The 26,005-nt window shown below is 67.7% G+C and carries 28 protein-coding genes and 1 pseudogene; 11 read left to right on the top strand and 18 right to left on the bottom strand.

The window, feature by feature from the left end; all coding sequences use genetic code 11:
* Positions 1-6 precede the first annotated feature (6 nt).
* Positions 7-1,065, top strand: coding sequence for an alpha/beta hydrolase family protein (locus AC5W54_RS01725; RefSeq protein ID WP_495960341.1), 1,059 nt, complete (start codon positions 7-9; stop codon positions 1,063-1,065).
* A 13-nt stretch (positions 1,066-1,078) separates the two neighbouring features.
* Here the strand turns inward: AC5W54_RS01725 and AC5W54_RS01720 are convergent, their stop codons facing one another.
* Together AC5W54_RS01720 and AC5W54_RS01715 are read right to left on the bottom strand one after the other, a co-directional pair.
* Positions 1,079-1,672, bottom strand: a complete 594-nt coding sequence (locus AC5W54_RS01720; protein ID WP_495960340.1) for an SCO family protein — start codon at positions 1,670-1,672, stop codon at positions 1,079-1,081.
* Positions 1,669-2,184 (bottom strand): hypothetical protein, encoded by a 516-nt coding sequence (locus tag AC5W54_RS01715; protein ID WP_495960339.1) that lies wholly within the window; start codon positions 2,182-2,184, stop codon positions 1,669-1,671. The genes AC5W54_RS01720 and AC5W54_RS01715 overlap by 4 nt, the downstream gene beginning before the upstream one ends.
* A gap of 111 nt (positions 2,185-2,295) precedes the next feature.
* On the opposite strand from AC5W54_RS01715, the gene AC5W54_RS01710 reads away from it, so the two are divergent.
* A complete protein-coding gene (locus AC5W54_RS01710) occupies positions 2,296-3,210 on the top strand; it encodes an AEC family transporter (protein ID WP_495960338.1) in 915 nt (304 codons plus the stop codon).
* 208 nt (positions 3,211-3,418) lie between these two features.
* Here the strand turns inward: AC5W54_RS01710 and AC5W54_RS01705 are convergent, their stop codons facing one another.
* Positions 3,419-4,330 carry a LysR family transcriptional regulator gene (locus tag AC5W54_RS01705; protein ID WP_495960337.1) on the bottom strand — a complete coding sequence of 304 codons (912 nt, stop codon included), beginning with the start codon at positions 4,328-4,330 and terminating at the stop codon, positions 3,419-3,421.
* A 91-nt stretch (positions 4,331-4,421) separates the two neighbouring features.
* Here AC5W54_RS01705 and AC5W54_RS01700 point away from each other — a divergent pair.
* Positions 4,422-5,273 (top strand): annotated as a pseudogene (locus AC5W54_RS01700) (DMT family transporter); the annotation flags it as partial.
* A gap of 13 nt (positions 5,274-5,286) precedes the next feature.
* Here AC5W54_RS01700 and trmB read toward each other — a convergent pair.
* The 3 genes from trmB to thiS are packed head-to-tail and all read right to left on the bottom strand — an operon-like array spanning position 5,287 to position 7,125.
* Positions 5,287-6,033: a tRNA (guanosine(46)-N7)-methyltransferase TrmB gene (gene trmB / locus AC5W54_RS01695; protein ID WP_495960336.1), complete on the bottom strand. Its 747-nt coding sequence runs from the start codon at positions 6,031-6,033 to the stop codon at positions 5,287-5,289.
* 43 nt (positions 6,034-6,076) lie between these two features.
* Positions 6,077-6,874, bottom strand: a complete 798-nt coding sequence (locus AC5W54_RS01690; protein ID WP_495960335.1) for a thiazole synthase — start codon at positions 6,872-6,874, stop codon at positions 6,077-6,079.
* Positions 6,875-6,924: 50 nt separating this feature from the next.
* Complete coding sequence (gene thiS / locus AC5W54_RS01685) at positions 6,925-7,125, bottom strand: sulfur carrier protein ThiS (protein ID WP_495960334.1); 201 nt, start codon at positions 7,123-7,125, stop codon at positions 6,925-6,927.
* Between the two features lie 118 nt (positions 7,126-7,243).
* Here thiS and AC5W54_RS01680 point away from each other — a divergent pair, with 118 nt between their 5' ends.
* Complete coding sequence (locus tag AC5W54_RS01680; protein WP_495960333.1) at positions 7,244-7,627, top strand: DUF423 domain-containing protein; 384 nt, start codon at positions 7,244-7,246, stop codon at positions 7,625-7,627.
* Here the strand turns inward: AC5W54_RS01680 and AC5W54_RS01675 are convergent.
* Both AC5W54_RS01675 and AC5W54_RS01670 read right to left on the bottom strand, forming a co-directional pair.
* Positions 7,624-8,037 (bottom strand): PaaI family thioesterase, encoded by a 414-nt coding sequence (locus tag AC5W54_RS01675; RefSeq protein WP_495960332.1) that lies wholly within the window; start codon positions 8,035-8,037, stop codon positions 7,624-7,626. The genes AC5W54_RS01680 and AC5W54_RS01675 overlap by 4 nt on opposite strands.
* 263 nt (positions 8,038-8,300) lie before the next feature.
* Entirely contained in the window at positions 8,301-10,487 is a 2,187-nt protein-coding gene (locus tag AC5W54_RS01670) for a malate synthase G (protein ID WP_495960331.1), read from the bottom strand.
* 238 nt (positions 10,488-10,725) lie between these two features.
* Here AC5W54_RS01670 and AC5W54_RS01665 point away from each other — a divergent pair, with 238 nt between their 5' ends.
* On the top strand, positions 10,726-11,709 hold the full coding sequence (locus AC5W54_RS01665) for an alpha/beta hydrolase (protein WP_495960330.1): 984 nt from the start codon (positions 10,726-10,728) through the stop codon (positions 11,707-11,709).
* On the top strand, positions 11,706-12,191 hold the full coding sequence (locus AC5W54_RS01660; RefSeq protein WP_495960329.1) for a hypothetical protein: 486 nt from the start codon (positions 11,706-11,708) through the stop codon (positions 12,189-12,191). Before AC5W54_RS01665 ends, AC5W54_RS01660 begins: the two co-directional genes overlap by 4 nt.
* A 37-nt stretch (positions 12,192-12,228) precedes the next feature.
* On the opposite strand, the gene AC5W54_RS01655 is transcribed toward AC5W54_RS01660, so the two are convergent.
* A complete protein-coding gene (locus AC5W54_RS01655; protein ID WP_495960328.1) occupies positions 12,229-13,734 on the bottom strand; it encodes a YifB family Mg chelatase-like AAA ATPase in 1,506 nt (501 codons plus the stop codon).
* Positions 13,735-13,799: 65 nt separating this feature from the next.
* Entirely contained in the window at positions 13,800-14,141 is a 342-nt protein-coding gene (locus tag AC5W54_RS01650) for an accessory factor UbiK family protein (RefSeq protein WP_495960327.1), read from the bottom strand.
* Positions 14,142-14,433: 292 nt separating this feature from the next.
* Between AC5W54_RS01650 and AC5W54_RS01645 the strand changes: the two genes are divergently transcribed.
* The 3 genes from AC5W54_RS01645 (at position 14,434) to glnK (ending at position 16,617) form a co-directional block, all read left to right on the top strand.
* Entirely contained in the window at positions 14,434-14,772 is a 339-nt protein-coding gene (locus tag AC5W54_RS01645) for a P-II family nitrogen regulator (protein ID WP_495960326.1), read from the top strand.
* A 33-nt stretch (positions 14,773-14,805) separates the two neighbouring features.
* Positions 14,806-16,134: an ammonium transporter gene (locus AC5W54_RS01640; RefSeq protein ID WP_495960325.1), complete on the top strand. Its 1,329-nt coding sequence runs from the start codon at positions 14,806-14,808 to the stop codon at positions 16,132-16,134.
* A 144-nt stretch (positions 16,135-16,278) separates the two neighbouring features.
* On the top strand, positions 16,279-16,617 hold the full coding sequence (gene glnK, locus AC5W54_RS01635; RefSeq protein ID WP_495960324.1) for a P-II family nitrogen regulator: 339 nt from the start codon (positions 16,279-16,281) through the stop codon (positions 16,615-16,617).
* 165 nt (positions 16,618-16,782) lie between these two features.
* Here the strand turns inward: glnK and AC5W54_RS01630 are convergent, their stop codons facing one another.
* Positions 16,783-17,559, bottom strand: a complete 777-nt coding sequence (locus AC5W54_RS01630) for a ferredoxin--NADP reductase (RefSeq protein WP_495960323.1) — start codon at positions 17,557-17,559, stop codon at positions 16,783-16,785.
* Positions 17,560-17,704: 145 nt separating this feature from the next.
* Here AC5W54_RS01630 and AC5W54_RS01625 point away from each other — a divergent pair, with 145 nt between their 5' ends.
* Entirely contained in the window at positions 17,705-18,631 is a 927-nt protein-coding gene (locus AC5W54_RS01625; RefSeq protein WP_495960322.1) for a LysR family transcriptional regulator, read from the top strand.
* A gap of 102 nt (positions 18,632-18,733) precedes the next feature.
* Here the strand turns inward: AC5W54_RS01625 and AC5W54_RS01620 are convergent, their stop codons facing one another.
* The gene (locus AC5W54_RS01620) at positions 18,734-19,162 is read right to left on the bottom strand and encodes a host attachment protein (protein ID WP_495960321.1); all 429 of its coding nucleotides are present in this window, start codon (positions 19,160-19,162) and stop codon (positions 18,734-18,736) included.
* 209 nt (positions 19,163-19,371) lie between these two features.
* Between AC5W54_RS01620 and AC5W54_RS01615 the strand changes: the two genes are divergently transcribed.
* Positions 19,372-19,869, top strand: a complete 498-nt coding sequence (locus AC5W54_RS01615; RefSeq protein ID WP_495960320.1) for a hypothetical protein — start codon at positions 19,372-19,374, stop codon at positions 19,867-19,869.
* Positions 19,870-19,934: 65 nt separating this feature from the next.
* Here the strand turns inward: AC5W54_RS01615 and AC5W54_RS01610 are convergent, their stop codons facing one another.
* From AC5W54_RS01610 to hemE, 6 genes are all read right to left on the bottom strand, one after another.
* Complete coding sequence (locus tag AC5W54_RS01610; protein ID WP_495960437.1) at positions 19,935-20,663, bottom strand: amino acid ABC transporter ATP-binding protein; 729 nt, start codon at positions 20,661-20,663, stop codon at positions 19,935-19,937.
* 51 nt (positions 20,664-20,714) lie between these two features.
* Positions 20,715-21,815 (bottom strand): amino acid ABC transporter permease, encoded by a 1,101-nt coding sequence (locus tag AC5W54_RS01605; protein WP_495960319.1) that lies wholly within the window; start codon positions 21,813-21,815, stop codon positions 20,715-20,717.
* A 10-nt stretch (positions 21,816-21,825) separates the two neighbouring features.
* On the bottom strand, positions 21,826-23,016 hold the full coding sequence (locus tag AC5W54_RS01600; protein ID WP_495960318.1) for an amino acid ABC transporter permease: 1,191 nt from the start codon (positions 23,014-23,016) through the stop codon (positions 21,826-21,828).
* 113 nt (positions 23,017-23,129) lie between these two features.
* Complete coding sequence (locus tag AC5W54_RS01595) at positions 23,130-24,158, bottom strand: amino acid ABC transporter substrate-binding protein (protein WP_495960317.1); 1,029 nt, start codon at positions 24,156-24,158, stop codon at positions 23,130-23,132.
* Positions 24,159-24,476: 318 nt separating this feature from the next.
* On the bottom strand, positions 24,477-24,866 hold the full coding sequence (locus tag AC5W54_RS01590) for a VanZ family protein (RefSeq protein WP_495960316.1): 390 nt from the start codon (positions 24,864-24,866) through the stop codon (positions 24,477-24,479).
* Complete coding sequence (hemE, locus tag AC5W54_RS01585; protein WP_495960315.1) at positions 24,859-25,935, bottom strand: uroporphyrinogen decarboxylase; 1,077 nt, start codon at positions 25,933-25,935, stop codon at positions 24,859-24,861. Before hemE ends, AC5W54_RS01590 begins: the two co-directional genes overlap by 8 nt.
* Between the last annotated feature and the right edge of the window lie 70 nt (positions 25,936-26,005).

Raw genomic sequence — 26,005 nt, 5'->3', positions numbered from 1 at the left:
GCGGCCATGAACCTTCTCGCCTCCCTTGCCGCCGGCCTCGTCCTGACGGGGCTGGCGGCTCCTCTCGCCGCCGCCGAGCGGCTCCCCGAACTGCCCCGGCTGGGTATCGCCGCCGACGACGTCAGCGTCGTCGGCGTCTCCTCCGGTGGCTACATGGCCACCCAGCTGGCGGTGGCCTGGCCGGAACGCTTCCAGGGCCTGGCCGTGCTGGCGGCAGGACCCTGGTCCTGCGCCCAGGGCACCCTGCGTCGGGCCCTCGGCCAGTGCATGTCCTCCCGGCTCGGCCCACCGGACCTGGACGAGCTGAGGCATCGCCACCGGGACTATCTGGAGCGTGGCCTGGTGGGCTCCCCCGAGGCACTGGCGCAGCTACGGGTATTCGTCTGGCATGGCGCCGAGGACGAGACGGTATCGCCCGCCCTGGGCCACGCCCTGGCCGAGCAGTTCCGTGACTGGCTGGAAGCCCCCGGTGGGCAACTGCGCTTGATGGAGAGCGAGGGCGTCGGCCACGGCTGGCCGGTGGTGGGCCACCGCGCGGAGCCCGTGCCCACCACCGACCTGGCCGACTGCCACCTCGGCGGTGGCACCCACCTGCTGGCCTGCGATCTGGACATCGCCGGTGAGACGCTGGATTGGCTGCACGGCGCACTCGACCCGCCGGCCGAGAGGGTGCCGGACGGTCGACTGACGCCTTTCTCCCAGGCCTCTTTCCTCGACGGCAAGGGCTTCGACGAGGCGGGCTACCTGTTCGTGCCGGGGGAGTGCGAGGCGGGCGACTGCGGACTGACCCTGGCACTGCACGGCTGTGCCATGGGGGCCGAGCAGATCGACGACGCCTTCGTGCGCCACAGCGGGCTGAACGAATGGGCGGCCACCAATCGTCGCGTGATCCTCTATCCCCAGACGGAAACCAGCCTGGCCAACCCCCAGGGCTGCTGGGACTGGTGGGGATTCGCCGAGAGCACCTGGCAGCTGAACCCGCTGCATGACACCCGGGAAGGCACCCAGGCGCGCGCCCTGATGGGCATGATCGACCGGCTGGCGGAGCAGCCCCCGTCGCCCTGACGGGGAACCCGGCTCAGCCGTCGAGTTCGCTCTTCAGCGCCGAGACCAGCGCATGCGGCGCCGGCGAATAGAGCACGCGCTTCTGGATTCGCCCCTCCCGGTCGACCAGGTAGAGCGACGAGCTGTGGTCGATGGTGTACACCATTGCCGACTCCGGCGTCTCCACGCGCCTCCAGACCACGCCGTAGCGCTCGGCGATCTCCTCGAGCTGCGCCTCGCTGCCGGTGGCACCGATGAAGGCGTCGCCGAAATAGCCAGTGTACTCGGCCAGCCGCTCCAGGGTGTCGCGCTCGGGGTCCACCGAGATCATCACCGGCACCACCCGCTCGCGGCTCGCCTCGTCGAGCTCGGACAATGCCTGGCGCACCACCGCCATGCTCATGGGGCAGACATCGGGGCAGTAGGTGTAACCGAAGAAGAGCACCGCCAGCTGATCGTCGTCGAGCTGGCTCAGCGAGAAGTCGCCATGGGTCGAGGAGAGTTCCACGGGGCCGCCCTGGGGGCCGTTGCCCGGATCACGGGCGGCCTGCTGATACCAGCCATAACCGCCGAGCGCGATCGCCAGCACGATCACCCCCAGCCCCATCCAGATCCCTTGTCGCTTCATGGTGTGTGTCGCTCCACATCGAAATCGAACCAGCTCCCCAGGCTGCCCCGGGGAGTCTCCACTATCACCCTGGCCCGCCACGGCATGACCGACTCGGTACAGATCGCCACCTGGCCCTCGCCGCGGTAGACGCCGTCGGCACCGGGAGCGAGCGGAAAGCGATACAGCCCCATGTCCATGTCGCGGCCGACGAATTCAACCCGCACCGACTCTGCCTTCAGGCCCTCGAGGTTCACCGCCAGGGGCAGGATCTCCAGCGCCCGGATCCGTCCCGCGACGTCGGCCTCGAGGGTGAGGTGAGCCCCTCGATCAAGGGTCGCCGTGCAGGCGCCGGCATGCAAGTCGCAGGACGCCTCGGGGGCAAACCAGCGCACCTCGCCGTCGCCGCGGAGTCGATAATTCGTCAGGTACCAGAGCGCCACGGCGATGACCACCAGCGTCACCAGCATCAGCAGGCGCAGCAGCGGGGAGCGCGAGATACCGGCGGTTTCCATCGAGAGACGATCGGGCATGGCGGCGAAAGGGCTACTCCAAAGCGGGCAGGATGAGGGTAAGCTTATCAGCATTTGCCCTGGGCGGACTGCGCAAGGATGTCGCAGGGCGGTACGACAAGGGAGAGAGTCATGGAAGGCGTGGCAAGCGCACTGGGGCCGCTGTTCCTGCTGATCCTGCTGGGGGCCCTGCTGGCCCGGATCCGCCAGCCTGGGGGCGACTTCTGGCCACAGCTGGAAAGGCTGATCTACTTCCTGCTGTTTCCCGCCATGCTGGTCTCGACGCTGGCTACCGCCGACGTGAGCCAGGTACCGGTGGCCCGGCTGGCCCTGGTCCTGCTCGGCGCCATGGGGCTGTTCGGTGTCCTGCTGTGGTGTCTGCGCACACGATTACGGCTCTCGGCCCCCGCCTTCACCTCGGCCTTCCAGGGCGCCCTGCGCTTCAACACCTATGTCGGCGTGGCCAGCGCCGCGGCGCTGCACGGCACCGCCGGTGCCACCGTGGCCGCGGTGGCGGTGGCGCTGATGGTGCCGGTGGTCAACGTGCTCTGCGTGGCCAGCTTCATCGCCGCCGGCACCCTGGGCCCCTCCAGCCTGGGGCGGAGTCTGGCGGCCCTGATCCGCAACCCCTTGATCCTCGCCTGCCTGATCGGCATCGGCCTCAATGTCAGTGGCCTTGGCCTGCCCGGCTGGAGCGGCGCCACCGTGGAACTGCTGGGGCGCGCCGCCCTGCCGCTGGGCCTGGTCGCGGTGGGGGTGGCGCTGCGCCCCGCCGCCCTGCTCCGCCTGGATCGTGGCGTCTGGGCCACCAACCTGGTCAAGCTGGTGCTGATGCCGGCCCTGGCCCTGGGCCTCGCCCTGGTGCTGGGGCTCGACCCGGTGAGCCGCGACGTGGCCCTGCTGTTCGCCGCCCTGCCCACCGCCACCTCGGCCTATATCCTGGCCCGCCAACTGGGGGGTGACGCCGAGCTGATGGCGGCGCTGATCACCGGCCAGACGCTGCTGGCGATGGTGACATTGCCCCTGTGGCTGAGGCTCGCGGGCTAACCGCAGCCACACAAACAAAAAATATTCGCATTCGTGTTGACAACGGTAATGAGAATGACTTACATTGAGGCCGTGGCGTTGATGAGGCGCCACGGCCAGGGCAGGGCCCGCCAGTCTCCTGCCATGGTTTCTCCCTCTCATTGCTAGTCACGGTCTTGCCGCCACCCCCCCGGGTGGCGTTTTTTTTGGTTCAGCTTATGTTGCCCGATCAGGCCGGCCGAGGTGCCGCGCGCCAGGGGCCACGCTCGTGCAGGCGCTCGTGGAGTAACGCAGCGAGGGCATCCACCGCCGGGCGCGACGCCTCGTCGATGCGCTTGGCGAAGTGCAGGCGCGCCTCGCAGGGTCGCAACATCGGCAAGCCCTCGTTACGCCCCAGCTCACGCATCGCCGGGGTCAGTCGCTCGCGGTCGATCACGCTGATCGCCAGGCCGGCCTCGACCGCCTTTTCCACGGCGTGGATGCTGGTACTGGTGAAGACTGCATGCCAGGGCCGTCCCGAGGCTTCCAGCGCCTCGACCGCCAGCTCCCGATAAGGGCAGTCGACCTCATGCAGGGCCAGGGGAACGCTGGCCCGATCGGTCAACCGCCCCACGCGGGGGCCGGCCCACACCGGCGCGGTCCGCCATAGCGCCACCCCACCGGCGAGCGGATGGGGGCGGTCGAGGACCACCGCCAGCGCCAGCCGGGATCGGGTCAACTGTCGCGCCAGTTCACCGCTGGTGGCGGTGACCGCTTCCAGCAGTACATCGGGGTGGCGGGCGATGAAGTCCGGCAGCACGTCGACGAGCAGCTCACGGGCATAGTCTTCCGGGAGGCCGAGGCGCACCTTGCCGCCCAGCCCCCGGCCGGTGAAACGCGACAGGATCCCGTCGTGCAGCCGCAACAGCTCGCGCGACTCCTGCAGCAGGGCCTCCCCGGCAGCGGTCGGCGTCACCCCCCGCGGGCCTCGCTCCAGCAGCCGCGTGCCGAGCACCTCCTCCAACCGCTTGATCTGCATGCTGATGGCACTGGTGGTGCGATGCCGCTGCTGCGCGGCAGCGCCGAGCGAGCCCGACTGTGCCGCCACCTGAAAACTGCGCAGCAACTCGAGATCCAGGGCCGAGGCGATGACTTCAGCCATATTGAACTCTCCTTGAAATTATTTTCGATTTATTGAAATCGATTCGTGCGGCAGGCTCAAGGGCGACGATCGCCTGACGGGAGAGACAGCGATGCCCCCCACCCTGCTGACGCCGCTGATCGCCACGGGTTTCGTGGTGTGCTGGAGCTCGGGATTCGTCGGCGGACGGCTGGCGACCGAGGCCACCATGCCGGTACTGGCCCTGTTTGCCTGGCGCTTCTGCCTGGCCAGCCTGCTGGTGGGACTCTGGTCGCGGTGGCGCGAAAGGGGAGCGGCCGCCTGGCCAGACATGCTTCGCGAGGCAGGCATCGGCAGCCTGACCATGGGGGGCTACCTGCTCGGTGTGATCCTGGCGATCCAGCTCGGCGTCAGCGCCGGCGTGACTGCCCTCCTTACCGCCCTGCAGCCGTTGCTGGCGGCGGTGCTGGCCGGGCCCTGGCTCGGCGAGCGCCTGGCGCCTCGGGGCTGGGCGGGCATGGCGCTCGCCACCCTCGGGGTCATGCTGTGCGTGCTCGACGACCTCGAGCGCGGCACCGGCGCCCCGCCGTGGGCGTATGCCCTGCCGCTGCTGGCGGTGGTCTCGGTCACCCTCGGCAGCGTGCTGGCCGTCCGCGGGTCGACGGCGCTGCCGATGGCCGCGACCCTGACGGCCCAATTGACCGCCGCGGCCGCGGTCTTCACGGTCGCGGCCCTGGTCGAGGGGGGCGGCCGCGTGGCGGTACTCCACCTCGAGCCGACCTCCCTGGCGGCGATCGGCTGGCTGATCGTGCTGTCGAGCCTCGGCGGCTACGGCTTCTTCATCGCCTGCCTGCGGCGGCTGGGCGTCACCCTGACCTCGACGCTGATCTATCTGACGCCACCGGTGACGCTGCTCTGGGCCGCGGCGATGTTCGGTGAGCAGCCGGGGCCCGGCGGCATCGCCGGCATGGCCATCGCCATCGTCGGCGTTGGCCTGGCTATGCACGGCGCTCGAAGATCAGGTCCCATACGCCATGACCGAGACGTTCGCCGCGAGCCTCGAACTTGGTCAGCGGGCGGAACTCGGGGCGTTTCACATAGGGCGTGGTCTCGGGCCCGGCGGTATTGGCGAATCCCGGGGCCGCGCCCATGACCTCGGCCATCCACTCGGCGTAGGCCTCCCAGTCGGTGGCCAGGTGGAAGAGGCCGCCGGGCTTGAGCCGGGTGCGCACCAGTTCGACGAAGGCGGGCTGGACGATGCGGCGCTTGTGGTGCTTCTTCTTCGGCCAGGGGTCGGGGAAGAAGAGCTGCAAGGTGTCGAGGCTCGCCTCCGGCAGGCACTGCTCGAGCACCGCCAGGGCGTCCTCGCGGTAGACCCGGAGATTGGTCAGGCCACGCTTGTCGGCCTCGTCGAGCAGCTTGCCGACGCCGGGGGCATGCACCTCGATACCGATGAAATCGGTATCCGGGTGGGTCGCGGCCTGCTCGACCAGCGAGGCGCCCATGCCGAAGCCGATCTCCAGCACCCGCGGCGCCCGGCGGCCGAACAGGGCCTCGAGGTCCTGCCGGCCATCCGCCAGCGTGAGCCCCAGCCGCGGCCAGACCTCCTCGAGGCCGCGGGTCTGGGCCTGGGTCATCCGGCCGGCGCGCAGCACATAGCTCTTGATGCCGCGGCGATGCAGCGGGGCGTCGGGCCCTTCCGGGCCGGTGGTCGAGACGGGGGCGTCGTGTGGCGAATCGTTCATGGAATCGGCAGGGACTCTCTAGCTAGCTCTGGTGGCCGCCGGCTCAGCCGTTGATGCGGCCGGCGAAGGGCGAGGAGGGATCGGCGCTCTGCCGGCGTGGCATGCGCCCCGCCAGGAAGGCCTCGCGGCCGGCCTCCACCGCCTTCTTCATGGCGCCGGCCATCAGCACCGGCTGGCGGGCATGGGCGATGGCGGAGTTCATCAGCACACCGTCGCAGCCGAGTTCCATCGCCAGGGCCGCGTCGGAGGCGGTGCCGATGCCGGCATCCACCAGCACCGGCACGCTGGCCTGTTCGATGATCAGGCGGATGTTGTACGGGTTCTGGATGCCGTGGCCGGATCCGATCAGCGACCCCAGCGGCATGATGGCGCAGCAGCCGAGGCGCTCGAGCTCCCGGGCGACGATGGGATCGTCGCTGGTGTAGACCATGACGTCGAAGCCGTCAGCGATCAGCGTCTCGGCGGCCGACAGGGTCTCGACCACGTTGGGATAGAGGGTCGAGTCGTCGCCCAGCACCTCGAGCTTGACCAGGTTATGACCGTCGAGCAGCTCACGGGCCAGCCGGCAGGTACGCACCGCATCCTTGGCGGTATAGCAACCGGCAGTATTGGGCAGCAGGGTGAAGCGCTCCGGGGGCACGGCGTCCAGCAGGTTGGGCTCGCCGGCCTCCTGCCCCAGGTTGGTGCGGCGCACCGCGAAGGTCACCACCTCGGCGCCGCTGGCGGCGATGGCCTCGGCCGTCTCGTCGAAGTCCTTGTGCTTGCCGGTCCCGACCAGCAGGCGGGAGGTGAACTCGCGCCCGGCGATGTTCAGCGGCTGGTCCTGGAAAAAGTCACTCATGCTCTGCTCCTGTATACCCGTGGAATGCCCGACGACCGAGTGCTCGGCGGCTAGCCGCCGCCGATGGCGTGAACGACCTCGACCCGGTCGCCCTCGGTCAAACGGATCTCGCCGTGCTCGCTCTTCGGCACGATCTCCTCGTTGACCTCCACGGCGATGCGGCGACCGGCGAGCCCCAGGGACTCGACCAGTTCGGCGACCGTGAGGTCGGGCGTCAGGGTGCGCGCTTCGCCATTGAGTTGAATCTGCATGGCGTCCTCTCTTCGTGCTCGGGGATTCGCGGGGACACTATTGTAGCGGAGTCGAGCCGGCCAGGGTACGGTAGGCACCGATTCGCAACCATATCGCGAGAGACGGGGAGGCCGGCCCATGCAGGACAGGGGGTGGTGGTGCGCAGGCGCGCTCTCGGGCGCCCTGGTGGTCATGGCCGGGGCCTTCGGCGCCCATGCCCTGGAGGGGCAGCTCGCTCCCCGTCTGGCGGCCGCCTTCGAGACCGGGGTGCGCTACCAGGCCTGGCATACCCTGGCCCTGCTGGCGGTGCTGGCCTGGCGCGCCGCCACGCCCCTGGCGGGCCAGCGCCTGGTGCTGTCCTGTTGGATAGCGGGCATGCTGCTGTTCTCCGGCTCGCTCTATGCGCTGGCCCTGACCGGCGTGCGCGGGCTGGGCATGGTCACGCCGCTGGGCGGCGTGCTGATGATCGCCGGCTGGCTGGCGCTGGCGGCCTGCGTGCTGCGCGCCAGAACCGCCAGCTAGTCACGGTCGGGCAACACATAGGTCGCCGTCACCAGCGCCACCGGCCGCTCGTCGCCGGCGGAGAAGAGCTGCACCTCCCCCACCGCCAGGCGGTTGCCCAGCTTGACGATGCTGGCGTTGGCGATGACGTCGCGGTCGCCCCGCGGGCGGCGCAGGAAACGGCAGTGCAGGTCGCTGGTCACGGCCATGGGCTCCGGGCCGATCTGGGCGAGGATCGCCACATAGAGGCAGACGTCGGCCAGCCCCATCAGGGTGGGGCCGGAGACGCTGGCACCGGGACGCAGGTGCTCGTCCTCGATCGCCAGACTCATGGTGGCCCGCATGTGGCCAACGCCCTCGATGGTCCCGGCACGCTGGGGAAACACCTCGTCGAGAAAGTCCTCGATGGCGGCGGCGGTCATCACGGTCATGGTTGGGCTCCCTGCGGATTGGCGATGGCCCCAAAGATAGCCCAGCCATGCGGCCACGCACAGTCGCCACGAGCCACGAGCCACGAGCCACGAGCCACGAGCCACGAGCCACGAGCCACGAGCCACGAGCCACGAGCCACGAGCCACGAGCCACGAGCCACGAGCCACGAGCCACGAATATCAGGATAGCCCGCAGCCCGCAGCCCGCAGCCCGCAGCCCGCAGCCCGCAGCCCGCAGCCCGCAGCCCGCAGCCCGCAGCCGATTATTTCGCCTTGTGCACGGCGCGCCAGTGGTGCAGCAGCGGCTCGGTGTAGCCGGCGGGCTGCACGCGGCCCTTGAAGATCAGGTCGCTGGCGGCCTGGAAGGCGCTGGAGCTCTCGTAGTTGGCCGACATCGGCGTGTAGGCCGGGTCGCCGGCGTTCTGCTCGTCGACCACCTTGGCCATGCGCGCCAGGGTCTCACGGACGCGCGCGGCGTCCACCACCCCGTGGTGCAGCCAGTTGGCGATGTGCTGACTGGAGATGCGCAGGGTGGCACGGTCCTCCATCAGCCCCACGTTGTGGATATCCGGCACCTTGGAGCAGCCCACGCCGTGCTCCACCCAGCGCACCACGTAGCCGAGGATGCCCTGGCAGTTGTTGTCGAGCTCCTGCTGGATCGCCTCGTCGGACCAGTCGGGAGTCTCGGCCACCGGTACGGTCAGCAGGTCATCCAGGAGCACTTCACGAAGGGCATGTTCGCCCTGGGCCTCCAGCTCGCGCTGGATGGCGGTGACGTCGACCTGGTGGTAGTGCAGGGCATGCAGGGTGGCGGCGGTGGGCGACGGCACCCAGGCGGTGTTGGCGCCCGCCTTGGGGTGGCCGACCTTCTGCTCGAGCATGGCAGCCATCAGGTCCGGCATGGCCCACATGCCCTTGCCGATCTGGGCGCGACCGCGCAGACCACAGGCCAGGCCGACCTGGACGTTGTTCTTCTCGTAGGCCTGGATCCAGGCAGCCCCCTTCATGTCACCCTTGCGGATCATCGGGCCCGCTTCCATGGCGGTGTGCATCTCGTCGCCGGTGCGGTCGAGGAAGCCGGTGTTGATGAACACCACCCGGGAGGCGGCCTCACCGATGCACGCCTTGAGGTTGACGGAGGTGCGGCGCTCCTCGTCCATGATGCCCATCTTCAGGGTATCGCGCGCCAAGCCGAGGACGTCCTCGATGCGACCGAACAGCGCGTTGGCGAAGGCGACCTCCTTGGGGCCGTGCATCTTCGGCTTGACGATGTAGACGGAGCCGGTGCGGGAGTTGCGCGGTTCACCCTCGCCCTTACCCAGGTCGTGCAGGGCAAGCAGGCCGGTAACCACACCGTCGAGGATGCCCTCGGGCAGCTCGTTGCCGTCGGCGTCGAGCACCGCCGGGGTGGTCATCAGGTGGCCGACGTTGCGCACGAACATCAGCGAGCGGCCCGGCAGGGTCACGGTCTCGCCGTCGGTGTTGGTCCAGGTGCGATCGTCGTGCAGGCGACGGGTGATGGTCTTGCCGCCCTTCTCGACCTGCTCTTCCAAATCGCCCTTCATCAGGCCGAGCCAGTTGGCATAGACGCCGACCTTGTCCTCGGCGTCGACGGCGGCCACGGAGTCCTCGCAGTCCATGATGGTGGTCAGCGCGGCCTCGACCACCACGTCCTTGACGCCGGCCGGGTCGGTCTTGCCGATGGGGTGGCTCGGGTCGATCTGGATCTCCAGGTGCAGGCCGTGATTGACCAGCAGGATGGCCTCGGGACGTCCGGGATCACCGTTGAAGCCGACCAGCTTGCCCGGATCCTTGAGGCCGGTCTCGCGACCACCGTCGAGGGTCACCACCAGGTGGCCGTCGCGCAGGGCGTACTTCACGGCGTCGCGGTGGGAGCCGGTGGCCAGTGGCGCGGCGCGGTCGAGTACGCCACGGGCATAGGCGATGACCTTCTCGCCACGCCTGGGGTTGAAGCTCGCTCCCTTCTCGGCGCCATCCTCCTCGGAGATGGCATCGGTGCCATAGAGGGCGTCGTAGAGACTGCCCCAGCGCGCATTGGCGGCATTCAGCGCGTAGCGGGCATTGCTCACCGGCACCACCAGTTGGGGGCCGGCCTGGACGGCGATCTCGCGGTCGACGTTGGCGGTGGTGACGCTGACCTTGGCCGGGGCATCGACCAGATAGCCGATCTTCCCAAGAAAGGCGCGATAGGCCGCCAGGTCGCGCACCGGGCCGGGGTTCTCGCGGTGCCAGGCGTCCAGTTTCTCCTGCAGGCGGTCACGCTCGGCGAGCAGTTCACGGTTCTTCGGTGTCAGATCATGAAACAGTGCATCGACACCGGACCAGAAGGCCTCGGCATCGACGCCGGTACCCGGGAGAGCCTGCTCGTTGATGAAACGGTCCAGCTCGGCGGCCACCTGCAGGCGGTGGCGAATGACGCGTTCGGTCATGGGTGTACTCCTCGTGCTTGGCAGCCGGTAGTCGGTTGCACCGGTCGGCCGGGTCGGGTGACTGCGTGCGGGAATTTTGTGGAAAATGATTCCATATGTAAACCCTGGAGCCTCGGAAGCCGTGCCGAGCTAGACCAAAAGATAAGACATCATGGACCGCCGGGCGAACAAGCCGGGTGGAATCAGTGGCCCACCCACCGCCTTGACGCTAGCATGTCCGGGCGTTGCGGAGGATTCGATGAGCGACTTTACCCCACTGCAGGCCCTCGGTCCCGTCAGCCTGGTCGACCTGACCGGCCTGGTACCCGGCAGCGACGACCTGGAGCGCTATCTCGGCCACTATGGCCTGGCGCCACTGCTCGTCGAGCAGGTGGGCCTCTACGTGGGCTACGTGGATGCCCGTGACTTCCGCCTCTGGACCCAGGTATGGAGCCCGGCGAAGCCGGTCGGCACCGCCTTCGTGGTGCATGGTTACTTCGACCATCTCGGCCTCTATCGTCACCTGCTGGAGCGCCTGCTGGACCGCGGCTGGCGGGTCGTACTCTGGGACTTGCCGGGCCACGGCCTCTCCAGCGGCCCCCGCGCCTCCATCGCTGACTTCGATGACTATGGCAGCTGCCTGCAGAGCCTGCAGCAGCATCTCGAGGAGGAGGGCCTCGCCCCACGCCCCTGGCTGGGGGTCGGCCAGAGCACCGGCGCGGCGATACTGGCCACCGATGCCCTCACCCGCGGCCACGATGGACACTGGGCGGGACTGGCGCTGCTGGCCCCGCTGGTGCGTCCCTGGGGCTGGAGCCAGTCGAGCTGGCTGCACCGCCTGGTCGGCCCCTTCGTGAGTTCGATCCCGCGCAAGTTCCGCGCCAACTCCACCGATGCCGAATTCGCTGCCTTCCTGCGCGAGCACGACCCGCTCCAGCCCGACTGCCTGAGCATGGAGTGGGTCAGCGCCATGCGCCGCTGGATGCCACGCTTGCTGGCGCTCCCGCCCAGCCCGGTACCGACCCTGATCCTGCAGGGTGAACAGGACCTGACCGTCGACTGGGAGTGGAACCTGGCGGTGCTGGAGCGCAAGTTTCCCCAGGCCGAGATCCATCGCCACCCCGAGGCACGCCACCACCTGGTCAACGAGGCCGAGCCGATCCGGCAGACGCTGTTCGACACCCTCGACCGCTTCGTCGCCGCCCTGGAACCCATCCTCCCGCGAGAGATCGACCAGCGATGAACATGCACCTGCCGGCCCTGCTGCTCACGCTCCTGCTGCTGGCCGGCTGTGCCGCCCAGCCCGACCGGCCCGAGACCCTGCGCCAGGCGCTGTTCGGCCTCGGCGAGCGGGCCGCCGAGCGCATCATCGAGGCGCCGCCCCTGCCACACCCGCCGGCCGACCAGGTCCTGCTGCTGGCCCCCCCCGAGGTCGACGGCGAGCTCAGTATCGGTCGCGCGCGCTTCCTCGAGAGTCTCACCCGGGCGCTGCTCGGCACCTCCGATGGCCCCCAGGTACTCGACTGGAGCGACGCCATGGCCGAGGGGGGCGGTGACAACCAGTGGCGGCTGGACAGCCGGCTGGAGGCCGACGGCCCGCGGCTGCAGCTCTCCGACCGCGAGCTGTTGCCCTACCGGCTGAGCCTGGCGCTGCGGCGGCCGGGCAGCGACGAGGCGCTGTGGGAAACGGAGATCCATGGCGCCTTCGACGCTACCGCCCTGTAGCGTGACCGCTCACCACCCACACCCGGCGGCCGGCCCCTCACCCCTTGAGCAGGCGATCGAGCTGACGATAGCCGATCGCCTCGATCAGTTGCTCGCGACCGGGCCTGGGCACATCGGCGAGGTCGGCCAGGGTCAGGGCCACCCGCAGCACCCGATGATAGGCCCGGGCCGAGAGCCGCAACCGCTCCAGCACGCCAGCCAGCCAGGCGCGATCGCCGGCTTCGAGGCCACAGGCCGCCTCCAGCTCGCGCCCGGCGAGGTGGGCATTCAGCGCGCCCCGGGCCTGCTGGCGCTCCCTGGCGGCCATCACCCGTTCGCGCACCACGGCCGACGACTCCCCCACCGCGCGGGAGGTGAGCTGCTCCGGCGGTAGCGCCGGCACCTCCACCTGCAGGTCGATGCGATCGAGCAGCGGTCCCGAGAGCCGCGCCTGGTAGCGCTGGATCTGGGCTGCCGAGCATTGGCAGCGGTGCCGCGGGTCGCCCAGGTGCCCGCACGGACACGGGTTCATCGCCGCCACCAACTGGAACCGCGCGGGGTAGCGTCGCTCATGGCTGGCCCGGGAGATATGGATCTGTCCCGACTCCATGGGCTCACGCATCACCTCCAGCACATGGCGGGAAAATTCGGGAAACTCGTCGAGAAAGAGCACCCCGTGATGTGCCAGGGAGATCTCGCCGGGACGCGGCTTCGAGCCACCTCCGACCAGGGCCACGGCACTGGCGGTATGGTGCGGCGCACGAAAGGGGCGCCGTCCCCACTGCTCACGCAGCACCAGCCCCCTGACCGAGCGGATCGCCGCCACCTCGAGCGCCTCGTCCTCGGTGAGGGGCGGCAGGATTCCGGGCAGGCGGCTGGCCAGCATGGTCTTGCCGGTGCCGGGCGGGCCGGCGAACAACAGATTGTGGCCGCCGGCCGCCGCCACTTCCAGGGCACGCCGGGCCTGATGCTGGCCACGCACGTCGATCAGGTCGGCGCCCGGCGCCGTGCAGGCGGCCGGCCGCGAGAGACGATGGGGCACGATGGGGGTCTGGCCGAGCAGGTGGGCCACCACCTCGAGCAGGTGGTCGGCCGGCAGCACCTCGAGGTCGCCGGCCAGCGCTGCCTCATCGGCATTGGCTCGGGGCACGATCAGGCGCCGCCCGGCCCGACGCGTGGCCATGGCCAGAGGCAACGCCCCGATCACCGGGCGCAGCCGGCCATCCAGGGCCAGTTCGCCGGCGCTCTCGATTCCCGCCAGCGCCTCCGGCGGCACCTGGCCGGAGGCCACCAGCAACCCCAGGGCGATGGGCAGGTCGAAACGTCCGCCCTCCTTGGGCAGGTCGGCGGGCGCCAGGTTGAGGGTGATGCGACGGGTGTTGGGGAAGTCGAAGCCGGCATTGACCAGGGCGCTACGCACCCGTTCGCGGCTCTCCTTCACCGCAGCTTCGGGCAGTCCCACCAGGGTCATGCCGGGCAGTCCATTGGCCAGGTGCACCTCGACCTGCACCTCGGGCGCCTCGAGGCCGAGGCCGGCCCGGGTGTGAATGATCGCCAGCGTCATGCGCGTTCCCTCGCGTGTCGTCTGACTTCAGGCTAGTCCAGAGTGCCCCCCCTCGCCCGGCAACCTCAGCGGTCGGTCTCGCCACCGCCGGCATCTTCCTCGGGTGCCGGCGCCGCATCGGCAGCCTCGGGCCCGGCTCGGCCGGCGGGCTCGGAGACCTGACGGGATTCCAGGGCCTCCTCCAGGGCAGCGACCTGCCTTTCCAATGCCTCCACTCGAGCCCGGGTGCGCTGCAGCACATCCATCAGGATGTCGAAGTCCTCCCGCGACACCAGCTCGAGACGGTCAAAGGCCCCCCGGATTACCTGCTGGATGCCCTTCTGGACCTCTTCCGGAGCCTGCGAGGCTCCCTGCAATCGGTCGCCGATCTGCTGCGCCAGGCGGCTGATGCGGTCATGGCTCACCATGGAGTTTCTCCTGCGTCATCTTGGGGTGGCGGCCTACAGGATACGCAAGCCGCCGCCACTGCGCATTCGCCGATCTCGCCCCCATATGGAGCACTCGCACCACCAGCAAGCACCATGATGGTGCGACAGCCTGCCCGACGCGGATCCCCCCTCTCCCCCTCACCTCGCTCGACTTACATATCACCATGATAAGAAACAATATTCATCAATAATGGCACAGCTTGCGCATACATAGGACAACCATGCATCGGCGGCTGGCAAGCCGCTGCCAACCCAGTAGTGGAGACACGGGATGAAGCTCATCACCGCCATCATCAAGCCATTCAAGCTCGACGATGTCCGCGAGGCACTGGCCGACAACGGCGTCCAGGGCATCACCGTCACCGAAGTCAAGGGCTTCGGCCGCCAGAAGGGCCATACCGAGCTCTACCGCGGCGCCGAATACGTCGTCGACTTCCTGCCCAAGGTCAAGGTCGAGGTCGCCGTGGACGACACGCGCCTCGAGGGGGTGCTCGACGCCATCTGCAATGCCGCCAACAGCGGCAAGATCGGCGATGGCAAGGTGTTCGTGACCCCGCTCGAGGACGTCATCCGCATTCGCACCGGCGAGCGTGGTGCCGACGCCGTCTGACGCCCCTCCTGACCCCCTGCACGGAGACATCCCATGACAGAGCTGACTGACCTGACCGAGCTGATGTACGCGGTCGATACCTTCTACTTCCTGATCTGCGGCGTGCTGGTGATGTGGATGGCCGCCGGCTTCTCGATGCTCGAGGCAGGCCTCGTGCGCTCCAAGAACACCGCCGAGATCCTCACCAAGAACATCGCCCTGTTCGCCATCGCCTGCACCATGTACCTGCTGGTGGGCTACTACCTGATGTACTCCAGCAGCGAGGGTGGCTTCCTGCCGAGCCTGGGCTTCCTGATCGGCGGCGAGAACACCCTGGATGCGGTGCTCTCCGGCGATGAGGATGCGCCCTACTACTCCATGCGCTCCGACTTCTTCTTCCAGGTGGTGTTCGTGGCCACCGCCATGTCCATCGTCTCCGGTGCCGTGGCCGAGCGCATGAAGCTGTGGGCCTTCCTCGCCTTCGCCGTGGTGATGACCGCCTTGATCTACCCGATTTCCGGCTACTGGACCTGGGGCGGGGGTTGGCTCGACGCGGTCGGCTACGCCGACTACGCCGGTTCCGGCATCGTGCACATGGCGGGGGCGGCCGCGGCCCTGGCCGGGGTGCTGGTCCTCGGCCCGCGCAAGGGCAAGTACGGCAAGGATGGCACCATCTACGCCATCCCCGGTGCCAACCTGCCGCTGGCCACCCTGGGCACCTTCATCCTGTGGATGGGCTGGTTCGGCTTCAACGGTGGCTCCGAACTGAAGATGTCCGATGCCCTCTCCGCCAACAACGTGGCCCAGGTGTTCGTCAATACCAACGCCGCCGCCGCCGGTGGCGTCATCGCCGCCCTGGTCCTGGCCAAGTTGTGGTTCCGCAAGGCCGACCTGACCATGGCCCTGAACGGCGCCCTCGCCGGCCTGGTGGCCATCACCGCCGAGCCGCTGGCGCCCTCCGCCTTCGGCGCCATGCTGATCGGTGCCGTGGGTGGTGCCATCGTGGTGGTCTCCATCGTCAGCCTCGACAAGCTGAAGCTCGACGATCCGGTCGGTGCCATCTCGGTGCACGGCGTGGTAGGCATCTGGGGCGTGCTGGTGGTACCCCTCTCCAACGGCGATGCCAGCTTCGGCGCCCAGCTCATCGGCATCCTCGGTATCTTCGTCTGGGTGTTCGTGGCCAGCCTGATCGTGTGGCTGATCCTCAAGGCCGTGATGGGCGTACGGGTCAGCGAAGAGGAGGAGTACGAAGGGGTCGACCTGGCCGAATGCGGCCTGGAAGCCTATCCCGAGTTCCGCGTGGCCAACGTCAACGGCGGGGGGTTCGGCCGCGGCTCCAGCGGTCATGTGGCACAGCCCAGATCCCAGCCGCATACCGAATGACCTCACGCGTCTTCACGCCCATGCCAAGGCCCCCGATGGGGCCTTTTTTATTCCCCCCCTCCGCGGTGTATGCTTGGACACCATGAGCGCTACTAGCATGATGGCTCCGGCCATCGACACCCGGACAGGACGAGGACAGCAACCATGAAACTGGTGACCGCCATCATCAAACCCTTCAAGCTCGACGACGTGCGGGAATCCCTTTCCGAAATCGGCGTCCAGGGTATCACCGTCACCGAGGTCAAGGGCTTCGGTCGCCAGAAGGGGCACACCGAGCTCTATCGCGGCGCCGAGTACGTGGTCGACTTCCTGCCCAAGGTCAAGCTCGAGGTCGCGGTGGACGAAGACATGGCCGAAAAGGTGATCGACGCCATCACCCAGGTGGCCAATACCGGCAAGATCGGCGACGGCAAGATCTTCGTCACCCCGCTGGAGCAGGTGATCCGTATCCGCACCGGCGAAACTGGCAAGGACGCGGTCTAAGCTGGAAGCTGGAAGCTGGAAGCTGGAAGCTGGAAGCTGGAAGCTGGAAGCTGGAAGGCAGCCTAAATAGAACCGCCTCCGTGGCCAGGCCACGGAGGCGGTTTTCTTCCAGCTTCAAGCTTCCAGGCGTGAAGCGCCGCTCTTCAGGCTCCCGGCGAAGCCGGGTCATTTCTCGACGAAGGCGCGCTCGATCACGTAGTCGCCGGGCTCGCCCATGCGCGGCGAGATGTTGAAGCCCAGTTCGTCGAGCAGGCCACTGGTCTCGTCGAGCATCGCCGGGCTGCCGCAGATCATGGCGCGATCCTGGCGCGGATCCAGGGCCGGCAGGCCGGTGTCCTCGGCGAGCTTGCCGCTGCGGATGTGGTCGGTGAGGCGTCCCATGGTGCAGAACTCCTCGCGGGTCACGGTGGGGTAGTAGACCAGCTTCGCGGCGATCTCCTCGCCCAGGTACTCATGGGCGGGCAGCGCCTTCTGAATGAAGTCGGCATAGGCGAGTTCGCTGACGGAGCGCACGCCGTGCACCAGCACTACCTTCTCGAAACGCTCGTAGACCTCGGGGTCCTGGATCAGGCTCATGAAGGGCGCGAGGCCGGTGCCGGTGGAGAGCATGTAGAGGTTGCGTCCCGGCAGTAGGTCATCGGTGACCAGGGTGCCGGTGGGCTTGCGGCTGACCATGATCTGGTCACCCACCTTGAGGTGCTGGAGGCGCGATGTCAGGGGGCCGTCCGGCACCTTGATGCTGAAGAACTCGAGATGGTCCTCGTAGTTGGGGCTGGCGATGGAGTAGGCCCGCATCAGCGGCTTGCCGTTCACCTCGAGACCGATCATCACGAACTGGCCGTTCTTGAAGCGCAGGCTGCGCTCGCGGGTGGTGCGGAAGCTGAACAGGGTGTCGTTCCAGTGATGAACACTGAGCACCTCTTCCAGGGCGAATTTGCTCATGCCGGCTCCTTTGATATTCCATAAGCGCATAAACGCGCCACTCAATCTATGCTGGCAATTCTAAGGGATCGATCAATATCTGTTAAATGGATTGTATGGATAACGCTTATCTATAATACGAATATATAGTCTCAGGAGCCTCGCCATGCGCTACACCCTGCGCCAGTTGGAAGTCTTCGTCGCCGTCGCCCAGCACGAGAGCGTCTCCCATGCCGCCCGCGCCCTGGCGCTCTCCCAGTCGGCGGCGAGCACCGCCCTGGCCGAGCTGGAGCGGCAGTTCGACTGCCAGTTGCTGGATCGCATCGGCAAGCGCCTCAAGCTTAACGCCCTGGGCTTCCAGATCCTGCCCAAGGCGGTGGCCCTGCTCGATCGCGCCGAGGAGGTCGAGGAGCTGTTGCGCGGCCAGCAGGGGGTCGGCTCACTGGACGTGGGCGCGACCCTGACCATCGGCAACTACCTGGCGACCCTGCTGATCAGCGACTTCATGCAGCGCCACCCGGGGAGCCGGGTACGCCTCTCGGTCCGCAACACCCGTGCCATCATCGACAGCGTGTGCCACCACGAGCTCGACCTGGGCCTGATCGAGGGGCAGTGCGAGGAAGACGACGTGATCACCCAGCCCTGGGTGGAGGATGAACTGGCGGTGTTCTGTTCGCCTCGCCATCCCCTGGCCGGCGCCGGTCCGGTGGAGCTGGACCGGCTGCTGCGGGAGGCCTGGATCATGCGCGAACAGGGCTCCGGCACGCGCCTGACCCTGGAGCAGGCCACCCGCCACCGGCGCGGTCGCTTCAATATCCTGCTCGAGCTGGAACATACCGAGGGCATCAAGCGAGCCGTGGAATCGGGGCTCGGCATCGGCTGCGTATCGAAGCTGGCGCTGCGCGATGCCTTCCGCCGGGGCAGCCTGGTGGCGATCCCCACCCCGGAGCTCGATCTGAGCCGCCAGTTCAGCTTCATCTGGCATCGTCACAAGTACCTGGCCACCGGCATGCGCGAGTTCCTGCGCCTGTGCCGCAAGATGACCGAGGGCGTTGACCGCAGCGACGAGATCGATCTGCCCCAGGTACCATGAGGCCGGTCGGCGACCCGAGCGTTCGTCGATCCATGCCTCGAGGTGACAGGCTACCGTCCCGAGGCCCCCTGTCACGCTACCGGGCCGCCGACACCGGGCACATCAGCGAAGGTCGCTGACGGCCTCCTGGATATCGCCGAGGCTGGCCTTGGAGAGATCCTTGGACAGGGTGTGGATGATCAGCTTGGTAGTCGGACCGTCGAGCTTGTCGCGCAACAGCCCCAGGAAACGTGGTGGCGCCACCATGATCAACTTCTGCATGCTATTGTCGACCCTGGCCCGGTAGAGGCGCTCGGCCACTTCCTTGGCGAAGACGATCGCTTCATGCTGCGAGGCGGTGTTCTCCTCGCCGGAGGAGCGCGACGTCGTCGACATCGACTCGTGGACGTCCGCACCACGATCGGTCACCAGGTCTCCTTCATGCAACCGCCCTGCAGCGTGCAACAGGCTGTCGTGCTCCACCAGCTTGAGCGCATCGCGGGTGAAGATCCGCGCCCGCGCTGCATCTGCCACCACGATATAGGTTGTCATCAGCAACTCCTCGATGCCGGTTGAACGGGCGAAGCCACGCCTTCGCCTCTCATTCAACATTGGCAAGCCCTCCCCGGCTGGTCAACCCGGCATCGGTTGTTGCAAGAGGTGACTGCAGCGCGCACGGAACTGGGGTAGCATCCGGCCTTGCCGGTACGGATACCGACCCGACTCATCACCACGATGTGCATCCTCCGGGAGGACCCCCGATGCGACAGTTGCTGTTTCCCCGCCGCCCCCTGTCCCGTACCACCCTGCTGAGCTGCCACCTGCTGCTGCAGCTTGGCCTGCTCGCCGGTGCCGCCTTGTGGCTGGCCCCGCATACGCCGTGGCTCGCCCCGGTCGACTGGACTAGTGCCTGGCCGACCCTGGCCCTGGGCGGCGGCGCCTGGCTGCTGGCCGCCATCGGCCTGCGCCTGCTCGCCGAGCTGTGGCTGCTGCCCCATCACCTGGCCGGCCAGCGTCCCGGCTTCGCCCCCGGCGCCGTGGTCACCCGCTCCTTCGAACGCCGCCCGGCGGTTCACGCCGAGGACGCCGCCTGGACCAGCGAGGCGCGACCGCTCGAGACCGGGGATGCCGTGCTCGGCCACGCCAGGGTGACCCGTCCCGCCGAACGTCTGCGTCCCCGTGCTGCCAACCACGAGCCAACCCTCGACCTGGCCGCCGGCGCGACCGAGACGACACCCGATCGGGAGCCGAGACTCTAGCGGCCGCGTGCAGACACGATCCCCCGGCCAGACCGGGGGCGTCGTTTGATGGGGTAGTGTGCCGCTCAGTGGCCGAGGATCTGGCTGAGGAACATGCGGGTGCGCTCGGACTGCGGGTCGTTGAAGAAGGGCTCCGGGGCGTTCTCCTCGATGATCTGCCCCTGATCCATGAAGATCACCCGGTCCGCCACGGTCTTGGCGAAGCCCATCTCGTGAGTCACGCAGAGCATGGTCATGCCCTCGCGGGCCAGTTCGACCATGACATCGAGTACCTCCTTGATCATCTCCGGGTCGAGCGCCGAGGTGGGCTCGTCGAACAGCATCACCTCGGGGTGCATGCACAACGAGCGGGCGATCGCCACCCGCTGCTGCTGGCCGCCGGAGAGCTGCCCCGGATACTTCCTCGCCTGCTCGGCGATCTGCACCCGCTCCAGGTACTTCATGGCCTGAGCCTCGGCCTCGCGCCGCGGCTTCCTCTGCACCCACATGGGCGAGAGGCAGCAGTTCTCCAGCACCGTGAGGTGGGGAAAGAGGTTGAAGTGCTGGAACACCATGCCGACGCTGCGGCGGATCTGCTCGATGCGCTTGACGTCCTGGGTCAGCGGCATGCCGCCGACCACGATCTCGCCCTGCTGGTGCTCCTCGAGGTGGTTGATGCAGCGGATCAGGGTCGACTTGCCGGACCCCGAGGGCCCACAGATGACGATACGCTCGCCACGCTTGACCTCCAGGTCGATATCGCGCAGCACATGGAAGTCGCCGTACCACTTGTTGACGCCGCGCATCTCGACCATCGGGGTTTCGGGGCCGGCCTGAGTTGCCTGTTCACTCATTGTTTTGGTTCCTTAGCGTTTGTGGCCGGTATGCAGCTTACGCTCGAGATACTGGCTGTAGCGCGACATGCTGAAGCAGAAGATCCAGAACATGAACGCCGCGAAGACATAGCCCTCCAGGGCGAAGCCCAGCCAGCGGGAATCCGACAGCGCGGCCTGGACGATGCCCAGCAGGTCGAAGAGCCCGATGATCATCACCAGGGTGGTGTCCTTGAACAGCGAGATGAAGGTATTGACGATGCCGGGGATCATCATCTTCAGTGCCTGGGGCAGCACGATCAGCCCCATGCGCATCCAGTAGTTCATCCCGAGCGCCGCCGCCGCCTCCTCCTGCCCCCTGGGAATCGCCTGCAGGCCACCGCGGATCACCTCGGCCATGTAGGCGCTCTGGAACAGGGTGATGCCGATGAAGGCACGGATCAGCCGGTCGACGCTGACCCCCGTGGGCATGAACAGCGGCAGCATCACCGAGGCCATGAACAGTACGGTGATCAGCGGCACGCCGCGCCAGAACTCGATGAACACCACGCAGAAGCTCTTGACGATGGGCATCTTCGAGCGTCGCCCCAGGGCCAGCAGGATGCCGATGGGCAAGGCCCCCACCATGCCCACCACCGCCAGGATCAGGGTCAGGGTCAGCCCGCCCCAGCGGTGCGTCTCCACCACGCGCAGGCCGAAGTGGCCGCCGTAGAGCAGGAAATAGGCCAGCAGCGGGAAGGCCACCAGGGTGGCCAACGCCACCCAGCGCTTGAACGGCAGCCGAGGGATCGCCAGCCAGGCGATCAGCGCCGCGAAGACGGCGAAGGTGAGGTTGACCCGCCAGATCTCGCTGCCCGGGTAGAGACCATAGATGAACTGGCCGATCCGTGCGCCCACGAACACCCAGCAGGCGCCTTCCCGGGAGCAGTCGGCACGGCTGGTGCCGATCCAGTCGGCATTGAGGAAGGCCCACTGGATCGTCGGCGCCAGCAGCAGGTAGAGCAGCAAGAGGCCCAGCAGAGTGAACGCCGAGTTCACCGGCCCGCTGAACAGGTTGGCGCGCAGCCAGGCCACCGCGCCGATGGTGCTTGTCGGCGCCGGCCGCGCCTCGATCATCTTGTGTTGAATCGTCATGGCGCCTCTCCTAGCGTTCCACCAGCGCCACGCGGGCGTTGAACCAGTTCATGAACATCGAGACCAGCAGGCTGATGGTCAGGTAGACCGCCATGGTCATGGCGATGACCTCGATCGCCTGTCCCGTCTGGTTGAGCGTGGTGCCGGCGAACACCGAGACCAGGTCCGGATAGCCGATGGCGGTGGCCAGCGAGGAGTTCTTGATCAGGTTGAGGTACTGGCTGGTCAGCGGCGGAATGATCACCCGCATCGCCTGGGGCACCACCACCAGGCGCAGCACCAGGTTCTGCGGCAGGCTGAGCGCCTGGGCCGCCTCGGTCTGGCCATGGGGGATCGCCTGGATGCCCGAGCGCACGATCTCGGCAATGAACGACGCCGTATAGATGGAGAGCGCCAGCCACAGGGCCAGGAACTCGGGAATGATCGTGATGCCACCGCGGAAGTTGAAGCCGCGCAGCTCCGGCACATCCCAGGTCACCGGCACGCCGGTGGCGACCAGCACCAGCAGCGGCAGGCCGAGTATCAGCCCCAGCGAGATCCAGCCCGCCGGCAGGCGCTTGCCCGTGGCCTCGTGGCGGCGCTTGTTCCACACCACCAGGGCGATGCTCGCCGCCACGGCGACGCCAAAGGCCAGCGGAATCAGACCGAAGCCCGATTCGAACAGCGGCTCGGGCAGGTAGAGTCCACGCACATTGAGGAAGACCACCTCGCCCAGCGACAAGCTGTCCCGGGCCGCCGGCATGGCGCGCAGCACGGCGAAGTACCAGAAGAAGATCTGCAGCAGCAGGGGGATATTGCGAAATATCTCGATGTAACCGCTGGCCAGCCGGGCGATCAACCAGTTGGGTGAGAGCCGCGCGATACCGACGATGAAGCCGATGATCGTCGCCGCCAGCACGCCGAGTGCCGAGACCAGCAGGGTATTGAGCAGGCCCACCACGAAGGTGCGGCCGTAGGTGCTCTGTGACGAGTAGTCGATCAGGCTCTGGACGATGCCGAAGCCGGCCGTATTGGACAGGAAACCGAAACCGGTGGTGATGCCGCGGGCCGACAGGTTGGCCTGGGTGTTGCCGATGATATAGAGCAGAAACGCCACCACCGCGGCGATCAGCACCAATTGGAAGATCAGCGCGCGCTTGGCGCGGTCGCGCCAGAACGGCGGCTTGGGGGCCGCGGGACGGGCCTGGGGTCGAACGGACATGGAAGGACTCTCCGCCTGGATCCGTCAAGCAGGTCTCAGGCCCCGCCCCGGGGTGGCCGGGTCGGGGCACAGCGAGGATCGAGGCACCGGGTCGCCGGCGCCTCGGCGGGCACTCAACGGATCGGCGGGGCGTACTGGATGCCGCCATCGGTCCACAGGGCGTTGACGCCGCGCTCGATCTCCAGCGGTGAGCCCATGCCCACGTTGCGCTCGAAGCTCTCGCCGTAGTTGCCGACCTGCTTGATGATGTTGTAGGCCCAATCGGCCGAGAGGCCCATGCCCTCGCCGTAGTTGCCGTCCCGACCGAGCAGGCGGGCGATATCCGGGTCCTCGGAGTCGAGCATGTCGTCGACGTTGTCCTGGGTGATGCCCATCTCCTCGGCGTTGAGCATGGCGAACAGCGACCACTTGACGATGTTGAGCCACTGGTCGTCACCCTGGCGCACCACCGGGCCCAACGGCTCCTTGGAGATGATCTCGGGCAAGATCACCGACTGTTCCGGTTCGGCGAGCTGGATACGCAAGGCGGCCAGCTGCGAGGTGTCGGAGGTCAGCACATCGCAGCGCCCCGCCTCGTAGCCGCCCACGGTCTGCTCCGAGGTGTCGAAGACGATGGGGTCGAATTCCATGTCATTGGCACGGAAGTAGTCGGCCACGTTGAGTTCGGTAGTGGTGCCGGACTGCACGCAGATCGCCGCGCCATCGAGCTCCTTGGCGCTGGAAACCCCCAGGTCGCGGTTGATCATGAAGCCGATACCGTCGTAGAAAGTCACACCGGTGAAGTTCAGGCCCAGCGTGGTATCGCGTGTCGTGGTCCAGGTGGTATTGCGCGACAGCACGTCCACTTCGCCGGACTGCAGGGCGGTGAAGCGCTCCACGGCGTTGAGCGAGATGTAGCGCACCGCCTCGGCGTCGCCGAACACCGCGGCGGCCACGGCGCGGCAGACATCGACGTCCAGCCCCTGCCACTCGCCCTGATCGTCCGGGGAGGAGAAGCCGGGCAGGCCATCGCTGACGCCGCACTGCACGGCTCCGCGCTCACGGGTATTATCGAGTGTCTCGGCAGACGCCGCCGAGACAGCACCCAGGCCGAGCGCCGCCGCGGAAGTCAGCAGCAGCCACTTGTTCTTGTTGTTGCGCATCGAAGGCTCCCTTGAATCGTAGTCGACAATTTAGATGATGCATGCATAAGCATGTGCCAGCACCATAGCAAGGAACATTTCAGCAACGGGATAGGCCAGACGAAACCTTTATTCAACGGTCGAACTGGAGTGGATCCGGCTCGGCCGGGCGCACCACAGTAGAGCCTCGGGGCAGCCGTCAGTGCATCGCCGGGCCCAACGGCTCCTTGGGGATGGTCTCGGGCAGGATCACCGACTGTTCCGGTTCGGCGAGCTGGAGGCGGGGCGCCTGATGACGATGACAGGGAAGCGTCCAGGGTTGAACCGATGGCGTGCCGCCTAGGCGTGGCCGTGCAGGAGCCCTCGACGCAAGGCATGCAGCGCCAGCACCGCAACAGCCGCGCCCAGGCCGTTGGCGAGAATGTCGGCCCAATCGCCGCCGCTGCGACCGGGCACCAGTACCTGAACGTATTCGATCACGATGCCGTAGAGCACGGCCAGGGCGAAGGCCAGCGGCAGCCGCACGCCGGCCAGGCCCATCAATCCGGCGAGGCCGGCATAGCCGACGAAGTGGTTGGCCTTGTCCCAGGGCAGGCGCTCGGGCATCTCGCTGCCCGGTACGAGGCTGCCGACGGCGATGAGAAGGGCCGCCAGAACGGCCAGCACCGCCCACAGGCGGCGCCACTTGCTATCCTCACCCCAGGCCAGCCGTCGCCACCACTCAGCCATGCTGGATCTGGCGATGATAGGCCGGGCTCAGCTCGTGCAGGGCGTCCATGAAGGCGCTGACGTGATCGGGGTCGGTGAACTGGCTGATGCCATGGCCCAGGTTGAAGACGTGACCCGGCCCCGTCCCGTAGCTGTCGAGGACCCGCGCGACCTCGGCCCGAATGGCCGTGGGGCGGGCGAACAGCACGTTGGGGTCCAGGTTGCCCTGCAGCGCCACCTTGTGGCCGACCCGGGCACGGGCGTCGGCGAGCTCGGTGCTCCAGTCCAGGCCGAGGGCATCGGCACCCGCGGTGGCCATGTCCTCGAGCCACTGCCCGCCGTTCTTGGTGAACAGGATCACCGGCACGCGCTTGCCCTCGTGCTCGCGGATCAGGCCGGCGACGATCTGTTCCATGTAACGCAGCGAGAATTCCAGGTAGGCCGGCGTCGAGAGTGCCCCACCCCAGGTATCGAAGATCTGCACCGCCTGGGCGCCGGCCCGGATCTGGGCGTTGAGGTAGTCGGTGACCGCTTCGGCCAGCGTATCGAGCAGCCGGTGCATGGTGTCCGGAGCGTCATAGAGCATGGTCTTGACGTGGCGGAAATCCTTGCTGGAACTGCCCTCGACCATGTAGGTGGCCAGGGTCCAGGGGCTGCCGGAGAAGCCGATCAGCGGCACGCGGCCGTTCAGCTCACGCCGGATGGTGGAGACCGCCCGCATTACGTAGTCCAGGTCGCGCTCGGCGTCCGGTGCCGCGAGGGCGGCAACCTGCTCGGGGGTACGCACCGGCTTGCGGAATTTCGGCCCCTCGCCGGTCTCGAAGTAGAGCCCCAGTCCCATGGCATCGGGGATGGTCAGGATGTCCGAGAACAGGATTGCTGCATCCAGGGGATAGCGCTCCAGCGGCTGCAGGGTGACCTCGCAGGCGAGCTCGTGGTTGCGGCACAGGTCCATGAAGTTACCGGCCTCGGCGCGGGTGGCGCGGTATTCCGGCAGGTAACGGCCGGCCTGGCGCATCATCCACACCGGCGTGCGGTCCACCGGCTGCCGCGCCAGAGCGCGCAGAAAACGATCGTTCTTGAGTTCCATGCGGGCGGTCATCCACGGAAAATGTGGGCGTCATTGTACCCGAACATCCGCACGCGAACATCGCGACTTG

This window comes from Halomonas sp. LMYGS-3 (assembly GCF_059509875.1).
Note: the sequence above shows the minus strand (reverse complement) of the source record. Positions and strands in the feature narration are given on the sequence as shown.